Raw genomic sequence first — 15,967 nt, forward strand, 5'->3', positions numbered from 1 at the left:
TACGCAGCATAACCTAAAGCCGATCTGTTTGCGCAAAGCGATAAAAATTCACGTGTGTTTTTTTGACTATCCGCTATCATCCGCTTCCTTTTTTTGGCGGCTCTCGTATGCTTAGCCAGAACTGCTTATACAAGGATTGCTATGCGCATTTGTTTTTTAATGTACCCGTGGGACAAAGTTTACCCCGAAGGCGACAGCACCATCCGGATGATCCACGAAGCGGTCAGCCGCGGCCACACGGTAGCCATTACCCATGCAACTAACTTAACCGTACGTGACAGTATCGCCCAGGCATTTTGCAAAGTGTTTGTTAAAGGCCAGAAAGTGTCCAGCAATATTGCCAGTTTTTACCGCAACGCACAGTTTAACCAGCAAAAATTACCGCTGGCAGCCTTTGATGCTATTTTTATCCGGTTAAACCCACCGCTGGACCCGATAGTGCTCAACTTTTTAGATTCAGTGCGCGAAGACACCTTTATTATGAACGATTTAGATGGTGTGCGGATTGCCAATAATAAAATGTACACCGCGTCTTTGCATGACCCGGACAACGAGTTTATTCCGGTAACCCATGTGTCAAAAAACAAAGATTACCTGGCACGGGTACTGGCAGAGTCACCCAACGATAAAATGATTTTAAAACCCCTGAATGGCTATGGCGGCAAGGGTGTTATTTTGCTGGAAAAATCTGCCGCGCAAAGCGCCCGCTCGTTGCTGGATTTTTATATTGGCGATACCGAGCGCGGCAACTACGTTATTTTGCAGGAATATGTAGCAGGCGCTGAGCTGGGCGACATTCGCATTTTAATGCTAAACGGTAAACCTATCGGTGCTATGCGCCGTATTCCGCCAGCAGATGATGTGCGCTCTAACGTGCATGCCGGAGGCACTGTGGTTAAACACCAGCTAACCGAACAGGAAAAGCGCCTGTGTGCACATATAGGCCCCAAGCTTGCCCGTGACGGTTTATTTTTTGCCGGCATAGACGTAATTAACGGCAAACTGATTGAAGTAAACGTAATGAGCCCCGGCGGCATAGCCCGGATTAACCGGTTAAATAACGTGCGCTTGCAAGAAAAAGTAATTGATTTTATTGAGCATATGGTAAGCAAGAAAACTCAGTTATCGCCACGTAAGCAGGTGTTCAGGCCACTGCTGACTGAAGCTGAAACTGTTATTTGAAAAATTTTTATCGTCGGTAAAAAAATAATTCACTGTTTAAAACCGGTAAATCTCGGTAAATAAGCAAAAAAAAAATCTGAGGTGCGCTTATGTCACAGGTAGAAAGCAACGATTTTGAACTGGATGACTTAACGGATGACGTTGAGATCGTCAAAGATTTATCGCCAAAAGACAACAAAACAAAACAAAAACTGGAAGCCCGGCGCCGTATAGATGATCTGCTGGAGCAAAAGCGTTTGCGTCAGTTGCTGGACGACTGGGATCTGGATGATACCGAAGCATAAAAACAGCTGGACATAAAAAACGGGCGCCTCAGGCGCCCGTTCTGCTATTTGTATTGGCAGCAGTGGCTATTAGCCACGATACTTTTGCATCACTAATGTAGCGTTAGTACCACCAAAACCAAAGCTGTTCGACATTACGGTATTAAGCTCAGCCGGAGTGGCTTTAGTAACAATATTCAGCCCCTTAGCGGCTTCGTCCAGCTCGCCGATATTAATTGAAGGCGCAATAAAGTTGTGCTTCATCATCAGCAGTGAATATATGGCCTCATGCACGCCTGCAGCACCCAGCGCATGGCCGGTCATCGCTTTAGTCGCACTGATTGCCGGTGATTTACCGGCAAATACTTCCTGAATAGCGCCCAGCTCTTTTACATCACCTACCGGCGTGCTGGTACCATGCGTATTAACGTAATCAACCTGAGCAGTGACATTTTGCATTGCCATTTGCATACAACGCACAGCACCTTCACCGCTTGGTGCTACCATGTCATAACCGTCAGACGTTGCGCCATAACCTGTTACTTCTGCATAAATAGTGGCACCACGGGCTAAGGCATGCTCCAGCTCTTCAACCACCACCATACCGCCGCCGCCGCTGATCACAAAACCATCGCGGTTGGCATCATAAGTGCGCGATGCCAGCTCAGGGGAGTCGTTGTACTTGGTAGACAGCGCGCCCATGGCATCAAACTCCATTGCCAGCGTCCAGTGCACTTCCTCACCGCCACCAGCAAATACCACGTCTTGCTTGCCCAGTTGAATAAGCTCTACCGCATGGCCGATACAGTGCGCACTGGTGGCACAGGCCGAACTGATAGAGTAGTTAACGCCTTTAATTTTAAACGGTGTTGCCAGACAGGCCGAACAGGTGCTGGACATAGTTTTTGGCACCGCATAAGGGCCGACCCGCTTTACGCCTTTTTCACGCAGAATGTCTGCGGCTTCTACCTGTACTTTAGACGACGCACCACCAGAGCCTGCCACCAGGCCAATACGCGGATGCGAAATTTGTTCTTCAGTAAAACCGGCGTCGGTTATGGCTTCCTGCATCGCAAGGTAAGCATAGGCTGCGGCATCACCCATAAAGCGCATAGCTTTACGATCAATCAGCTCGCTGGGTTCCAGTTTGATATTACCCCATACCTGTGAGCGCAGGCCCAGCTCAGCAAATTCTTCTGATCGGGTAATACCTGAACGCCCGGCCTGTAACGAGGCCAGTACTTCGTCTTTGTTATTACCAATACTGGACACAATACCAATACCTGTGATTACCGCTCTTTTCATGCTTTCTCCATCGACCGGCCAATTGCCGGCAAGGTTAAAATAATACTGTGCGCTATTGTACGGACTTTGTTCTGTAAAGTGGTCAGCTTTCAGCGCACACTTGTACTCTGTTTTCAATTTTGCGATAGCTTAGGGTAAACTACAAGCCGAATATTGTGGTGGACCCGCCTTACTTATGTCTCAGCTTACACACGCCAAAATACATTTTAATGAACAAGGCACACCTGTGGCGTCAGATTTTGATGATGTCTATTTTTCCAATGACGGCGGTATGGCAGAAACCGATTACGTTTTTTTGCAGCAAAATGGCTTACCAGAGCGCTGGCTAAACCATCCGGCAGCCGCTTTTCATATTATTGAAACCGGTTTTGGCACCGGCGCTAACTTTCTGCTGAGCTGGCTGCGCTTTCGTCAATACCGCCAGCAGTTTCCTGACGCTGTCTGCCAGCGTCTGTATTTCAGCAGTTTTGAAAAATTCCCGTTAAGCCATACCGATTTAACCCAGGCACTGGCAGTACATACCGAGCTTAAACAGCAGTGCGAGCAGTTGCTGCAAGCCTATCCGCCGTGCGTTGGCGGTTGTCACCGGCTTAGCTTTGATAACGGCAGCGTAATACTGGATTTGTGGCTTGGTGATGTAAATACTCTGTTACCAGAGCTTAATGCCAAAACAGATGCCATATACCTGGATGGTTTTGCCCCCAGTAAAAACCCGGATATGTGGCAGCAGCAGCTGTTTACCGGCCTGGCCAGGCTAAGTGGCAATGGCAGCACCGTAGCAACCTTTACCTCTGCCGGCCTGGTAAAGCGTGGCCTGCAGCAGGCTGGTTTTACGGTCAGTAAAATTAAAGGCTTTGGCCGCAAGCGTGAAATGCTAACTGCTAGTATGCTAACGGATACCTCCCTCCCTGTAACCGCTCCAGCCCCGTTAGCAGCACCGACACCGTCAGAGCATGAAGTCACTATTATCGGTGGCGGTATCGCATCACTTTGCACCGCTTTGGCACTTACACAGCGCGGTGTTGCCGTGCATCTTATTTGCGAAGATGACATGGTGGCACGCCAGGCATCACAAAACCGCCAGGGTGCTGTGTACCCTAACCTGCATGCCAACCTGACCGATGACAGCCAGTTACATGCCCAGGCTTTTTTGTTTGCCCGGCGCTTTTATCAGCACTGGCAACAACAAGGGTTAGATTTTGCCATGGATTGGTGCGGCCTGTTGCATCTGGCCAGCAATACACAGTTGCAACAGCGCCAGCACAAGCTGATTGATAAAGCGCTATGGCCATCTGAACTGGTACAGGCCGTTAATGCCAGCGAAGCCTCTGCTATTGCCGGGCTTAAACTACCCCACAGCGGCATTTATTTGCCGTTGGCTGGCTGGTTAAGCCCACAGCAGTTTTGTTTACAGGCACTGCAATACTTGCAACAGCAAAGGTTATTTCGCTTTAGCGCTGATTGCAAAGTCCGGGCAATAAAGCAATACAACAGCGGATGGCATTTAGATACCACAGCCGGAGCATTACAGGCCGCCATTTTAGTACTGGCCTGTGGCAGCAAACTGGCAGAATTTACCCCTACGGCACAGTTGCCGCTGAATAAAATCCGCGGCCAGGTCAGCTATGTGCACGCCAGTACAATGGCCCCCCTTAAAACGGTATTGTGCCACAAAGGTTATATTACGCCGCAGTGGCAAAGCCTGCACAGTGTTGGCGCCACTTTTGACCGCAATGCAACAGAGGCTTTTATCAGTGAGCAGGACAACAGCGAAAACCTGGCACTGGTGCAGCAGCAATTGCAACAGCCAGCCTGGTTTGCTGAAGCTAAAGTAAGCAGTGCAACAGCGGCATTTCGTGCCACTTTGCCGGATCATCTGCCTGTGGTTGGCCCGCTGGCTAATCAGCAAAACCTTTACCTGATTGGTGCCATGGGCGCCAGAGGCATTATGTTGTCGCCACTGCTGGCCGAGCTTTTGGCCTGCCAGATTTGTGCTGAACCACTGCCGCTAACACAGCAATTGGGTAAGCGGCTGGCCTCTGAGCGCTTTTCAGGTTGAAAGCTACAATACAGCCCTGCAGCAGAGGGCTGTATATTACTGGGCAAAGGCAATAAAAGTTTGCTAAGGTAGCGCTGAGTCATCAATAAAAGTAAGGACAAAACATGCGTCTAGCCGTTTTATTATGTCTGGCGTTATTGAGTTACGGGCAGAGCGTTGCCGCTAAAGATTTTTACCAGATCCCACTGCCGGAAGATGCCCGTGAATTTGCCCGGCTTGACAATAAATTGCCAGCGGTGCTCAGTTACTTCAGCCAGCAAAGCAACACCGCACTGCGTGATTTTTATATTCAGCAACTGGGGCAACCCAACTCAAGCCAAACCCGGTATGGCCGTGACCATTTATACTTTACCCTGAATGGCAACCAGGTACGGGTACTGATTTCAAGCCGCGATAACTGGCGCCAGGTTGATGTGATGGTGCAAAACTAAGCCGGTTAAGGCTTGGTTAGCTGCAGCACTACCCTGCGGTTTTGTTTACGGTCCAGCGCAGTATCGTTTGGCGCTACGTGACGGCGCTCACCAAAGCCTTCTACCTGAACTTTGTCTGCACTTAGCCCGGCTGCAACAAAGAAGCTTTTTACTTTCTCTGCCCGTTTTACCGATAACTGCTCGTTCATCCAGCGCCCGCCATAACTATCGGTGTACCCCTGAATTTCAACATAATCGATATCCTGATCATACTTCAGGTATTCAGCTATCTGTGCCAGCCTGCGCTCAGATTCTCGGGTTAACTGGTCACCACCGCTTTCATAGCTCAGTACAGTAAAAGCAATATCATCGAAGCCATACGGCAATAAACGTGACACACACTGATTAAACTGATGGTAATTTGCCGGGAACTGCACCGGGTTCATCGCTGCCACCACTTTGTCGTAAGGGCTGTACCAGTCACTGAAGTAAAACGTCGGGCTAAAGCCCTGTTCCAGTTCAGTCAGTAAAGTCCAGGCTGTTTTTTTCGGCAGATCACCATTGTATTGCTTTAACAACTTCATACTGGCCACTGCTTTAGCCGGAATGCCCGGCCGCCAGGCAGGTGGCACTGAAAGCACCTCAGCTAAACCATAGTTATCAGGCAGACGTAGCATTTGTAACTCAAAATCTAAGTTCAGCCCTTTGCTGGCCACACTGCGAAATACCGCCTGGCCAAACTGTGGAATTTCGTGCTGCAGCTGACACTCCAGCGGGGTATTTTTACTTAACTGCCACGCTGATTGCTCAATACTGGCAGAATATTGACGCAGTTGTGGCTGTGCCAATACGCTGACACTACACAACAGGCTACTGATCACTAATAAGGTTCGCATTTTCTGGCTTTCCACCACTGTCGGTAAGCAATTTATGACAATTTGGCTTTATGTTAAGCAAACACTATGCCGCAACAAGACGCTGAAGCAATTCTTTGGCATAATAGCCGCTGATTGGCAAACTGGCGACGTTATGACACAACCAAGATCACAGCTGGCACAGCGCTTCCGCGGTTACTACCCTGTAGTTATCGACGTGGAAACCGCAGGCTTTAATGCAAAAACAGATGCTTTACTGGAAATAGCCGCCACTTTGCTGGATATGGACGACAACGGCAATTTAGTTCCGCTGCAAACACTGCATTTTCACGTTGAACCCTTCGAGGGCGCAAATCTGGATGCCAGCTCATTGGCCTTTAACGGTATAGACCCGTTTAATCCGCTACGTGGCGCTGTGTCAGAGCGTGAAGCTATTACAGAAATATGTAAAGCCGTGCGCAAAGCGCAAAAAGACGCCGACTGCCAGCGCAGTGTTATCGTGGCGCACAACGCCGCCTTTGATCAGAGCTTTTTTAACGCTGCCGTAGAAAGGCTGAACTTTAAACGCTCGCCTTTTCATGCTTTTGTGTCATTCGACACCACCAGTTTGTCGGCATTAGCGTTGGGGCAAACGGTGCTTGCCAAAGCCTGCCAGGCTGCAGGTATTGAATTTAACAACAAAGAAGCGCACAGCGCTTTATACGACACTGAACGTACTGCCGAGCTGTTTTGTTATATTGTTAATAGCTGGAAACAGCTTGGTGGCTGGCCGCTGGCGCAGGCATTGGAAGAAACCAGCGAAGAGACATCTGAGCAGGTGTAAAACTTAAGCTGCACAGAGCGCAGCATAGCCAGCAAAATATAAAGGCCGCAATAAGCGGCCTTTATATTTACTACCACAAGAGTTTACTCTGCTGGGGTATCGGTTTTATGTTTAGCGGCAGTTTCTTTGATCAGCGGCTGCAGCTCACCACGCTGAAACATCTCCAGCACGATATCACAACCACCAATCAGTTCACCCTCTACCCACAACTGCGGAAAAGTAGGCCAGTTGGCATATTTGGGTAATTCAGCACGGATATCCGGGTTTTGCAGAATGTCTACAAAAGCAAACTGCTCACCACAGGCAATCAGGGCCTGTGAAGCCTGAGCCGAAAAACCACAGCTTGGGAATTTAGGCGAACCTTTCATAAATAACAGAATTGGGTTCTCAGCAATTTGCTGCTTAATTTTATCTAACGTTTCCATTAACACCTCACACCATAAGCATTTTCAGATTGGCAGACATTTTACGCTGTTCTGTCGTAACTGGCACTTGAGATCTGAGAAAAAATCCCCACCTCTGTTGCTACGACCTTAAGCGCTGATTATCACAGCCGACTACACTGGATCAGCCAATAAGCAATACTGTAAAACTTGAGTATTTTAGTCAGGTTTTGTAGTCTACGCCATGCAGACATCATAAACAACGCCAACGGAGAACGACAATGGCCTTTGAATTACCAGCATTACCTTATGCAAAAGACGCGTTAGCGCCACACATTTCCGCAGAAACTCTGGAGTACCATTACGGCAAGCACCACAATACTTACGTGGTAAAACTAAATGGCTTGATTGAAGGCACGCCTTTTGCCGGTAAATCACTGGAAGATATCGTTCGTACCTCTGAAGGTGGCATTTTCAATAACGCCGCTCAGGTATGGAACCACACTTTCTACTGGCACTGCTTATCACCAAACGGTGGTGGCGAGCCAACAGGTGCGCTGGCCGACGCTATCAATGCCAAATGGGGCTCTTTTGCTGCATTTAAAACCGCCTTTAACGACAAAGCCGTAAACAACTTTGGTTCAAGCTGGACCTGGTTAGTGAAAAAAGCTGATGGCAGCCTGGATATCGTTAATACCAGCAATGCTGCTACACCATTAACAGATACCAGCGTAACGCCGGTAATGACTGTAGATTTATGGGAACACGCCTACTACATTGACTACCGCAATGCCCGCCCTACTTATCTGGATGCATTCTGGGCACTGGTTAACTGGAAATTTGCCAGCGAAAACTTTGCCAAGTAATACTTAGCTGTATTAAACGAACCCGGCTTATGCCGGGTTTTTTGTCCACCCAGCTTTACATTTTCCTGCAGTATGCCAACTAAACCTTTTTGCCGTCAGCCACTATAGCATGAAGAAATTTATAGATTTTTCTGTCAATTAGTCAGGCGGGAATCCGCTTTACTGTCTAACCTTAAGATAACAGCTTGGCTGCCACCCTTTTCCGATGTTTAAAAGCTGGAGGTGCATATGAGTATTTTCGAGCACTATAAATCACGCTACGAAGCTGCGAAAGAAGAAGAATATAGCATCCAGGAATTCCTGGCGTTATGCAAAAACGACAAAAGCTGCTACGCCAGTGCAGCAGAGCGTTTATTGCTGGCTATAGGTAAACCTGAACTGACCGATACTGCGCAAGACCCACAGTTAAGCAGGCTGTTCTCTAACCGGGTAATAGCGCGCTATCCGGCATTTTCTGAATTTTATGGTATGGAAGATGCCATCGAACAAATTGTGTCTTACCTGAAGCATTCAGCGCAGGGGCTGGAAGAGCGCAAACAAATTCTGTATTTACTTGGCCCGGTGGGCGGCGGCAAGTCGTCACTGGCTGAAAAGCTGAAACATTTAATGCAGCAAATTCCGATTTATTACTTAAAAGGCTCGCCGGTGTACGACCATCCGTTATGCCTGTTCGACGTTAACGAAGATGGCAATATTCTGCAGCAGGAATATGGCATTCCCAAACGTTACCTGCGCAATATTATGTCGCCCTGGGCCAGTAAAAGGCTACACGAATATAACGGCGATATCAGCCAGTTTAAGGTGGTAAAAAAGTATCCGTCTATATTGGATCAGCTGGCCATTGCCAAAACCGAGCCCGGCGATGAAAACAATCAGGATATTGCCTCACTGGTAGGTAAAGTGGATATCCGCCAGTTGGAACACTTCGCCCAGAATGACCCCGATGCTTACAGCTACTCTGGTGCACTTTGTCGCGCTAATCAGGGCATGATGGAGTTCGTTGAGATGTTCAAAGCGCCGATTAAGGTGCTACACCCTTTACTGACAGCAACGCAGGAAGGTAACTACAATGGTACCGAAGGCTTAGCGGCTTTGCCGTTTGACGGCATTATACTGGCGCACAGCAATGAATCTGAGTGGCAAACCTTTCGTAATAACAAGAATAATGAAGCCTTTCTTGATCGGGTTTACATTGTAAAAGTACCTTACTGCCTGCGGGTTAGCGAAGAAAAGCGTATTTATCAGAAACTACTGGAACACAGCGAGCTGAATACCGCCCCCTGTGCACCGGGCACCTTAAGCTCCCTGGCACAGTTTGCGGTGTTGTCCCGGTTGAAAAACCCGGATAACTCCAGCATTTACTCCAAAATGCGGGTTTATGACGGTGAAAGCTTAAAAGACACCGATCCTAAGGCAAAATCGTATCAGGAATACCGTGACTACGCCGGTGTTGATGAGGGCATGACAGGCTTATCAACCCGTTTTGCTTTTAAAATTTTATCGCGGGTATTTAACTTTGACAGCACAGAAGTGGCTGCCAACCCGGTACACCTGTTCTATGTGCTGGAACAGCAGATAGAGCGTGAGCAATTCCCTGCTGATGTAGCAGAACGCTATCTGGAGCATTTAAAAGGCTATTTGATCCCCAAATATATCGAGTTTATCGGTAAAGAAATTCAAACCGCATATTTAGAATCCTATTCCGAGTATGGGCAGAATATCTTTGATCGTTACGTGATTTATGCCGATTTCTGGATCCAGGATCAGGAGTACCGTGATCCGGAAACCGGCCAGCTATTTGACCGCTCAGCATTGAACGCCGAGCTGGAAAAAATTGAAAAACCTGCGGGTATCAGTAACCCGAAAGATTTCCGCAATGAAATAGTTAACTTTGTACTAAGAGCCAAAGCGAAAAACAACGGCAAAAACCCAACCTGGACCAGCTACGAGAAGCTGCGCACTGTGATAGAGAAAAAAATGTTCTCCAGTACAGAAGAGTTGTTGCCGGTTATTTCATTTAATGCCAAAACCTCAACCGATGATCAGAAAAAACACGATGATTTTGTCAACCGGATGATGGAAAAAGGCTATACCCGTAAGCAGGTAAGGTTGCTGTCAGAGTGGTATCTGCGCGTACGTAAATCGCAGTAACGTAAGCCGGAGGTAGTATGGCGCACTTTATAGACAGACGGCTCAATGGCAAGAATAAAAGCGCGGTAAACCGCCAGCGCTTTATTCGCCGCTATAAGCAACAAATTAAAAAAGCGGTGTCGGATGCCATCAGCAAGCGTAGCGTTACCGACATTAGCAGCGGTGAAAGTGTCACTATACCCAGTAAAGACATTACTGAGCCGTTTTTTCATCAGGGTAAAGGCGGCCGCAGGCAAATAGTGCACCCGGGTAATGATCAGTTCAGCCCGGGCGATCGCATTAAGCGGCCACAAGGCGGTGCTGGCCAGGGCAGTGGTACGGGCGATCCAGCCAATGACGGTGAAGGCACTGATGATTTTGTGTTTTCTATATCCAAAGATGAATATCTGGATCTACTATTTGAAGATTTAGAATTGCCCAACCTGAGAAAAAACCAGTTAGATAAACTGGTGCAATATAAAAATGTACGGGCCGGTTACCGCTCTGAAGGTGTGCCAAGCAACATCGATATAGTGCGCTCGTTACGGGGTTCTCTGGCCCGGCGTGTTGCTATGACAGCCGATAAAAAGGCCCGGCTGCGTGAACTGGAGCAACAACTTAGTGCGTTGGAGCGCGAACCGGTACCGGATCAGCAAATGCTGCGCAGCATTATTGACGATATTGACACACTAAAACAGCGCATTGCAGCTGTGCCTTTTATTGACAGCTTTGATTTACGCTTTCGTAATTTTCAAAAACGGCCGGAGCCAACCAGCAAAGCAGTAATGTTTTGTCTGATGGATGTGTCAGGCTCTATGGACCAGGCCACCAAAGATATGGCCAAGCGTTTTTATATTCTGCTGTATCTGTTTTTAAGCCGCAGCTACAAAAATGTCGAGGTGGTTTATATCCGCCATCATACCCAGGCTAAAGAAGTAGACGAACAGGAGTTCTTTTATTCGCAGGAAACCGGCGGCACCATAGTGTCCAGCGCGGTAAAACTGATGTATGACATAGTACAGGAGCGCTACAACCCGGTAGAGTGGAATATATATGCCGCCCAGGCATCTGATGGCGATAACTGGACTGACGACAGCGCTCCCTGTGCCGAGCTGCTGGCGAACAAGCTACTGCCGCTGCTGCGCTACTATGCATACATTGAAATTACGCCCAGAGCTCACCAAAGCCTGTGGCAGGAATATGAAAAGCTGCTACCGGTGTATGACAATTTTGCCATTCAGCATATTAAAGAAGTCAGTGATATTTACCCGGTGTTTCGCGAGCTGTTTAAGAAACAAGCCGCTTAAACGCAATTGACTTTGCAGTGAGGTTTTTATGGCCAAAGCAAAAACGAAAATAAACACTTGTTTACCAGACGGCCCGGACTGGACCTTCGATCTGCTCGATGCCTATCATCAGGAAATTGCCCGGGTTGCAGCGCACTATCAGCTTGATACTTACCCTAACCAGATTGAAGTGATTACCGCAGAGCAAATGATGGATGCTTACTCCAGTGTCGGTATGCCGCTGGGTTATCATCACTGGTCTTATGGTAAGAAATTTATCCAGACCGAGCAAAACTATAAGCGCGGCTATATGGGCCTGGCCTATGAAATTGTTATCAACTCTAACCCGTGTATTGCCTACCTGATGGAAGAAAACACTATTACCATGCAGGCGCTGGTGATGGCCCATGCCAGTTACGGCCATAACTCTTTTTTTAAAAATAATTACCTGTTTAAAACCTGGACCGATGCCGGTTCTATTATCGATTATCTGGTGTTTGCCAAAAACTATATCAGCCAGTGTGAAGAAAAGTACGGTATCAGCGACGTTGAAGATATGCTCGACTCCTGCCATGCGCTAATGAACTACGGTGTAGACCGCTATAAAAGGCCGCAAAAGATCTCTCTGGATGAAGAGCAAAAACGCCAGCACGAACGCGAAACCTATCTGCAGTCTCAGGTAAACGATTTATGGCGCACCATACCGGTAAAAACTGCCAGTACAACACAGCACAAAAGCCGCTTTCCGTCAGAGCCGCAGGAGAATATCCTCTACTTTATTGAAAAAAATGCCCCGCTGCTAAAACCCTGGCAACGTGAAATTGTGCGGATAGTACGTAAAATTTCGCAGTATTTTTATCCGCAAAAACAAACGCAAGTAATGAACGAGGGCTGGGCCACATTTTGGCATTACACTATTTTGCAGCACCTGTATGATGAAGGTAAAGTCAGTGACCGTTTTATGCTGGAGGTTCTGCACAGCCATACCAATGTGGTAGCGCAGCCGGAATACAACAGCAAATATTACTCCGGCATTAACCCGTATGCGCTGGGCTTTGCTATGTTTACTGATATCCGCCGAATGTGTGAGGCGCCCACTGCCGAAGATAAAGAGTGGTTTCCGGACCTTGCGGGCAGTAACTGGCTGGAAACACTGCACTTTGCTATGCAAAATTTTAAAGATGAGAGCTTTATCAGCCAGTATCTGTCACCTAAGGTGATCCGTGATTTTCACTTATTTGCTATTGTCGATGATGACGAAGAAGGCAGTTTAGAAGTGGCTGCCATTCACAATGCTGAGGGTTATCAGCGCATACGGCAAATGTTATCGCAGCAATATAACCTGAGCCAGATAGAACCGAATATTCAGGTGCATAATGTCGACTTAAACGGCGACCGCTCACTAACACTACATTATGTGCCACAAAACCGTATCCCTTTGGCAGGCAGTATGCCGCATGTACTTAAACACTTACACCGCTTATGGGGGTTTACTGTTTATCTGGAACAACAAAACGTTGATGGCAGTACTGAGTTACTGCACAGTTGCCCTGAACCTGCACTGCTTGGCGGTTAGTCTAACGGGCTGTAACAGGTAACTCTGTTGCGCCCGCCAGCTTTAGAGCGGTACAACGCTTTATCTGCCGCTTCCAGCCATTGGCGGTAGTTTGTCATGTCTTTGTTGTGCTCAGCCAGGCCAATGCTAAGCGTTACCTTTAATATCTGGCTGTTGTATTTAATCGACAGCTGCTCAACTGATTTACGCAGCCTTTCAGCCAGGTGAGCTGCCTGCTGCAGATTGGTTTCCACTAATAAAATGGCATATTCTTCGCCGCCGTAACGGCCGGCAATATCAGTAGCTCTGAGTGTTTTGCGAACGGCATCTGCAATTTGCTGGATCACTAAATCGCCGGCAGAATGCCCATAAGTATCATTAACACGTTTAAAATGATCAATATCGCACATCAGTAAAGTGCTTTGGTGCGGGTAACGCTGCAAACGTTTATATTCCTGGTTAAGGCTTTCTTCCCAGTGACCACGGTTAAACAGTTGGGTAAGGAAATCGGTTTTTGACAGTTGCTGTAAACGGCCGTTCATCGACTCTAACTCTATGCGGCTTACTGCCACATCAGTGACATCATAAATGATAAAACACAGGTGAGTTACCTGGCCGCGCGCATCTGACAGCGGAAAAATAGTACAATTCTGATACATATATTCAGCACTACCGGTAATAGGCCGGTAATTACGGAATTTAAAAATATAAGGCCGTTGCTCCCAAATCGTAAAAGCACGGTTTTTCAGCAGGATAACCGGATCGCATTTACGCCGTAACCAGTCTTCATCAATTTCAGAGAATAAGTCAAACAGGTAACTGTCCCGCACCTGGCGTGGCGTTAAACCGCTATGATTTTCCATAAAACCATTCCACACCTGAATACGATAGTCGCAATTTAACACGACAAGCCCGACATCAACGGTCTGGAACATATCCATCAGCCAATGGATCTCAGATACCTCAATCGCAGTTTCTGACATCACTACTCCTCCAGCAAGAAAGCAACTTTATAATTCAGGGTTTTCAGGCTGTCCTCCGTAAAAAGTAATAATAAATCGCAATTGATATTATAGTTTTCAATACCATAACTTACTTCTATTGCCAGCGTTTTACGCCAGCGCTTGGCATTGGCTCTGATCAACTCGCTAACCGGTGCATGCTGCCCCAGCACTACCGGGTGCCCCTGGCTGAAACTCATATCAATTTGTTCTGCTAGCCCTTTGAGTACGGCGCCAATCAGAATATTGGCAATATCCATCAGCAATTCCAGCTCAACTTTTACTGTCAGCGCGCCGTGATAATTCATTAGCCGGGCAATATCTTTAAAGCTGGAGTCATTCAGTATCAGCAACGCCTCACCCGACACACCACCACCGATAAACCCCTGGCACACAGCTGAAGTAGAAGACTCCTGCTCTACTGATGCCAGCGCCATATGCAATTCACTGACTTCGATTAAATTCACATTCGGAATAGGTAGTTTTACAAATACATTTAACAACCGTGCCAGCAAATTACCCGCTTGCCCCATTGCCACGTTGGTCAGCTCTTGCAATACATCACGCATTTCCGCACTAAGCTCTGCAGTAACCGGGCCAGCCTTTTTACTGCTGCCGGTTTCTGCGGGTACAGTATGAGTAATAGCATGTTGCTGCATAAGCTGCCGGATCTTCTCAGCGTCTACCGGTTTGCGGATAAAATCGAGAGCGCCCAGGCTTTTAACCCGTTCAAATGCTTCAGGTTGCACATCGCCGGACACCACGACAACCCTGACATTCAACTGACGTTTTTTCAGTTCAGCCAACACTTCGTAGCCATCCATCACCGGCATGTTTAAATCAAGGAAAAACCAGTCAATATTGTGTTGCTGCAAGGTATCCAGGGCTTCAGCGCCATGGCCGGCAAAAAATAAGTTCGCTTGCCACTCTTGTGGTAGTATTCTGGCTAATTGCTTACGGGCCAGATTAGAATCGTCACAAATTAATACCGCAGTGGTCATCGGCTTCTCACTTCGTACAGGCTTCATTTCAGTCTAGACTGAAATACTCGGTTCGTGCATCAGGCACGGAAATATGTTGTGTTCCAGCTGATTACTATTACACCAATTATATTAACAGGAGCTATATCATGTCTGCATTATCTTTTACCAGCCGTAAATTAGTCATAGCAGGCTGCTTACTTAGTTTAAGCACTCTGGCTGGTGCGGTAGATCTCCAGGAAAGACTGCCCGAACGCCTGAGTAAAGTTAAAGCCGGAGATCAGCAGATTGTCTTACTGGGTAAAAAAGCCGAAGTAGGAAAAAAAGCTCCCGCCTTTAAAGTCGTTGACGCTGGTTTTAAACAAACAGAGCTGAAAGACTTTAAAGGCAAAACTGTGCTGATAAGTGTAGTACCCAGTGTGGATACAGGCATTTGCTCTTTGCAAACTAAACGCTTTAACACAGAGGTAGCTAAACTGCCTGAAGATGTTGTACTGCTAACTATTAGTACCGACCTGCCCTTTGCCCAAAAACGCTATTGCCAGCAAGAACAAATTGACAAACTGGTGGTGTTGTCTGATGCCGTATGGCGCGATTTCGGTAGTAACTATGGTTTGCTGATTAAAGATATGGGCTTGCTGACACGTACGGTACTTATTATCGACAACGAAGGCAAACTGGTATACCAGCAAATGGTAGATGAACTGGCAAAAGAGCCTGACTATGACGCAGCGTTAAATGCGCTGCAGCAGATAATAAGCAAAAGCTGACAAAGCCCCGGGCCGGCAGTAAAAAATGTCCGGCCCAAAACTTGAAATTTTACTGACCGACCTTATTAACAGTGCAGGT

General features: G+C 47.4%; 15 protein-coding genes. 10 read left to right on the forward strand and 5 right to left on the reverse strand.

Annotated features, from left to right (window positions below; all coding sequences use genetic code 11):
• Positions 1-141 precede the first annotated feature (141 nt).
• Positions 142-1,182 carry a glutathione synthetase gene (locus J3B89_RS04880; RefSeq protein ID WP_215396402.1) on the forward strand — a complete coding sequence of 347 codons (1,041 nt, stop codon included), beginning with the start codon at positions 142-144 and terminating at the stop codon, positions 1,180-1,182.
• A gap of 89 nt (positions 1,183-1,271) precedes the next feature.
• On the forward strand, positions 1,272-1,466 hold the full coding sequence (locus tag J3B89_RS04885) for a PA3496 family putative envelope integrity protein (RefSeq protein WP_215396403.1): 195 nt from the start codon (positions 1,272-1,274) through the stop codon (positions 1,464-1,466).
• A 69-nt stretch (positions 1,467-1,535) separates the two neighbouring features.
• Here the strand turns inward: J3B89_RS04885 and fabB are convergent, their stop codons facing one another.
• On the reverse strand, positions 1,536-2,750 hold the full coding sequence (gene fabB / locus J3B89_RS04890; protein WP_215396404.1) for a beta-ketoacyl-ACP synthase I: 1,215 nt from the start codon (positions 2,748-2,750) through the stop codon (positions 1,536-1,538).
• A 175-nt stretch (positions 2,751-2,925) separates the two neighbouring features.
• Between fabB and mnmC the strand changes: the two genes are divergently transcribed.
• On the forward strand, positions 2,926-4,809 hold the full coding sequence (gene mnmC / locus J3B89_RS04895) for a bifunctional tRNA (5-methylaminomethyl-2-thiouridine)(34)-methyltransferase MnmC2/FAD-dependent 5-carboxymethylaminomethyl-2-thiouridine(34) oxidoreductase MnmC1 (RefSeq protein WP_215396405.1): 1,884 nt from the start codon (positions 2,926-2,928) through the stop codon (positions 4,807-4,809).
• Positions 4,810-4,913: 104 nt separating this feature from the next.
• Entirely contained in the window at positions 4,914-5,240 is a 327-nt protein-coding gene (locus tag J3B89_RS04900; RefSeq protein ID WP_215396406.1) for a hypothetical protein, read from the forward strand.
• 5 nt (positions 5,241-5,245) lie between these two features.
• Here the strand turns inward: J3B89_RS04900 and J3B89_RS04905 are convergent, their stop codons facing one another.
• Positions 5,246-6,115, reverse strand: a complete 870-nt coding sequence (locus tag J3B89_RS04905; RefSeq protein WP_215396407.1) for a flagellar protein MotY — start codon at positions 6,113-6,115, stop codon at positions 5,246-5,248.
• Between the two features lie 133 nt (positions 6,116-6,248).
• Here J3B89_RS04905 and rnt point away from each other — a divergent pair, with 133 nt between their 5' ends.
• A complete protein-coding gene (rnt, locus tag J3B89_RS04910) occupies positions 6,249-6,917 on the forward strand; it encodes a ribonuclease T (protein ID WP_215396408.1) in 669 nt (222 codons plus the stop codon).
• An 83-nt stretch (positions 6,918-7,000) separates the two neighbouring features.
• On the opposite strand, the gene J3B89_RS04915 is transcribed toward rnt, so the two are convergent.
• Positions 7,001-7,342, reverse strand: a complete 342-nt coding sequence (locus J3B89_RS04915; protein WP_215396409.1) for a Grx4 family monothiol glutaredoxin — start codon at positions 7,340-7,342, stop codon at positions 7,001-7,003.
• Positions 7,343-7,581: 239 nt separating this feature from the next.
• On the opposite strand from J3B89_RS04915, the gene sodB reads away from it, so the two are divergent.
• The 4 genes from sodB to J3B89_RS04935 all read left to right on the forward strand — a co-directional run bounded on the left by sodB (position 7,582) and on the right by J3B89_RS04935 (position 13,158).
• Entirely contained in the window at positions 7,582-8,166 is a 585-nt protein-coding gene (gene sodB / locus J3B89_RS04920) for a superoxide dismutase [Fe] (RefSeq protein ID WP_068232260.1), read from the forward strand.
• A gap of 228 nt (positions 8,167-8,394) precedes the next feature.
• Complete coding sequence (locus J3B89_RS04925) at positions 8,395-10,317, forward strand: PrkA family serine protein kinase (protein WP_215396410.1); 1,923 nt, start codon at positions 8,395-8,397, stop codon at positions 10,315-10,317.
• Positions 10,318-10,334: 17 nt separating this feature from the next.
• On the forward strand, positions 10,335-11,603 hold the full coding sequence (locus J3B89_RS04930; RefSeq protein WP_215396411.1) for a YeaH/YhbH family protein: 1,269 nt from the start codon (positions 10,335-10,337) through the stop codon (positions 11,601-11,603).
• Between the two features lie 28 nt (positions 11,604-11,631).
• Positions 11,632-13,158, forward strand: coding sequence for a SpoVR family protein (locus J3B89_RS04935; protein WP_215396412.1), 1,527 nt, complete (start codon positions 11,632-11,634; stop codon positions 13,156-13,158).
• Here the strand turns inward: J3B89_RS04935 and J3B89_RS04940 are convergent.
• The gene (locus tag J3B89_RS04940) at positions 13,155-14,120 is read right to left on the reverse strand and encodes a sensor domain-containing diguanylate cyclase (RefSeq protein WP_215396413.1); all 966 of its coding nucleotides are present in this window, start codon (positions 14,118-14,120) and stop codon (positions 13,155-13,157) included. The genes J3B89_RS04935 and J3B89_RS04940 overlap by 4 nt on opposite strands.
• 2 nt (positions 14,121-14,122) lie before the next feature.
• The gene (locus tag J3B89_RS04945; RefSeq protein WP_215397004.1) at positions 14,123-15,139 is read right to left on the reverse strand and encodes a response regulator; all 1,017 of its coding nucleotides are present in this window, start codon (positions 15,137-15,139) and stop codon (positions 14,123-14,125) included.
• A gap of 128 nt (positions 15,140-15,267) precedes the next feature.
• Between J3B89_RS04945 and tpx the strand changes: the two genes are divergently transcribed.
• The gene (tpx, locus tag J3B89_RS04950; RefSeq protein WP_215396414.1) at positions 15,268-15,888 is read left to right on the forward strand and encodes a thiol peroxidase; all 621 of its coding nucleotides are present in this window, start codon (positions 15,268-15,270) and stop codon (positions 15,886-15,888) included.
• The last annotated feature ends 79 nt before the right edge of the window (positions 15,889-15,967 follow it).

The organism is Rheinheimera oceanensis (assembly GCF_018831085.1).
Lineage (GTDB): Bacteria > Pseudomonadota > Gammaproteobacteria > Enterobacterales > Alteromonadaceae > Alishewanella > Alishewanella oceanensis.

What these genes read in the sequence shown, in the direction of transcription:
- sodB (WP_068232260.1), top strand. Translation starts at nt 7,582, where the DNA reads ATGGCCTTTGAATTACCAGCATTACCTTATGCAAAAGACGCGTTAGCG.
- J3B89_RS04885 (WP_215396403.1), top strand. Translation starts at nt 1,272, where the DNA reads ATGTCACAGGTAGAAAGCAACGATTTTGAACTGGATGACTTAACGGAT.
- J3B89_RS04880 (WP_215396402.1), top strand. Translation starts at nt 142, where the DNA reads ATGCGCATTTGTTTTTTAATGTACCCGTGGGACAAAGTTTACCCCGAA.
- J3B89_RS04935 (WP_215396412.1), top strand. Translation starts at nt 11,632, where the DNA reads ATGGCCAAAGCAAAAACGAAAATAAACACTTGTTTACCAGACGGCCCG.
- J3B89_RS04945 (WP_215397004.1), bottom strand. Translation starts at nt 15,139, where the DNA reads ATGACCACTGCGGTATTAATTTGTGACGATTCTAATCTGGCCCGTAAG.
- J3B89_RS04925 (WP_215396410.1), top strand. Translation starts at nt 8,395, where the DNA reads ATGAGTATTTTCGAGCACTATAAATCACGCTACGAAGCTGCGAAAGAA.
- tpx (WP_215396414.1), top strand. Translation starts at nt 15,268, where the DNA reads ATGTCTGCATTATCTTTTACCAGCCGTAAATTAGTCATAGCAGGCTGC.
- J3B89_RS04940 (WP_215396413.1), bottom strand. Translation starts at nt 14,120, where the DNA reads ATGTCAGAAACTGCGATTGAGGTATCTGAGATCCATTGGCTGATGGAT.
- fabB (WP_215396404.1), bottom strand. Translation starts at nt 2,750, where the DNA reads ATGAAAAGAGCGGTAATCACAGGTATTGGTATTGTGTCCAGTATTGGT.
- rnt (WP_215396408.1), top strand. Translation starts at nt 6,249, where the DNA reads ATGACACAACCAAGATCACAGCTGGCACAGCGCTTCCGCGGTTACTAC.
- J3B89_RS04915 (WP_215396409.1), bottom strand. Translation starts at nt 7,342, where the DNA reads ATGGAAACGTTAGATAAAATTAAGCAGCAAATTGCTGAGAACCCAATT.
- J3B89_RS04905 (WP_215396407.1), bottom strand. Translation starts at nt 6,115, where the DNA reads ATGCGAACCTTATTAGTGATCAGTAGCCTGTTGTGTAGTGTCAGCGTA.
- mnmC (WP_215396405.1), top strand. Translation starts at nt 2,926, where the DNA reads ATGTCTCAGCTTACACACGCCAAAATACATTTTAATGAACAAGGCACA.
- J3B89_RS04900 (WP_215396406.1), top strand. Translation starts at nt 4,914, where the DNA reads ATGCGTCTAGCCGTTTTATTATGTCTGGCGTTATTGAGTTACGGGCAG.
- J3B89_RS04930 (WP_215396411.1), top strand. Translation starts at nt 10,335, where the DNA reads ATGGCGCACTTTATAGACAGACGGCTCAATGGCAAGAATAAAAGCGCG.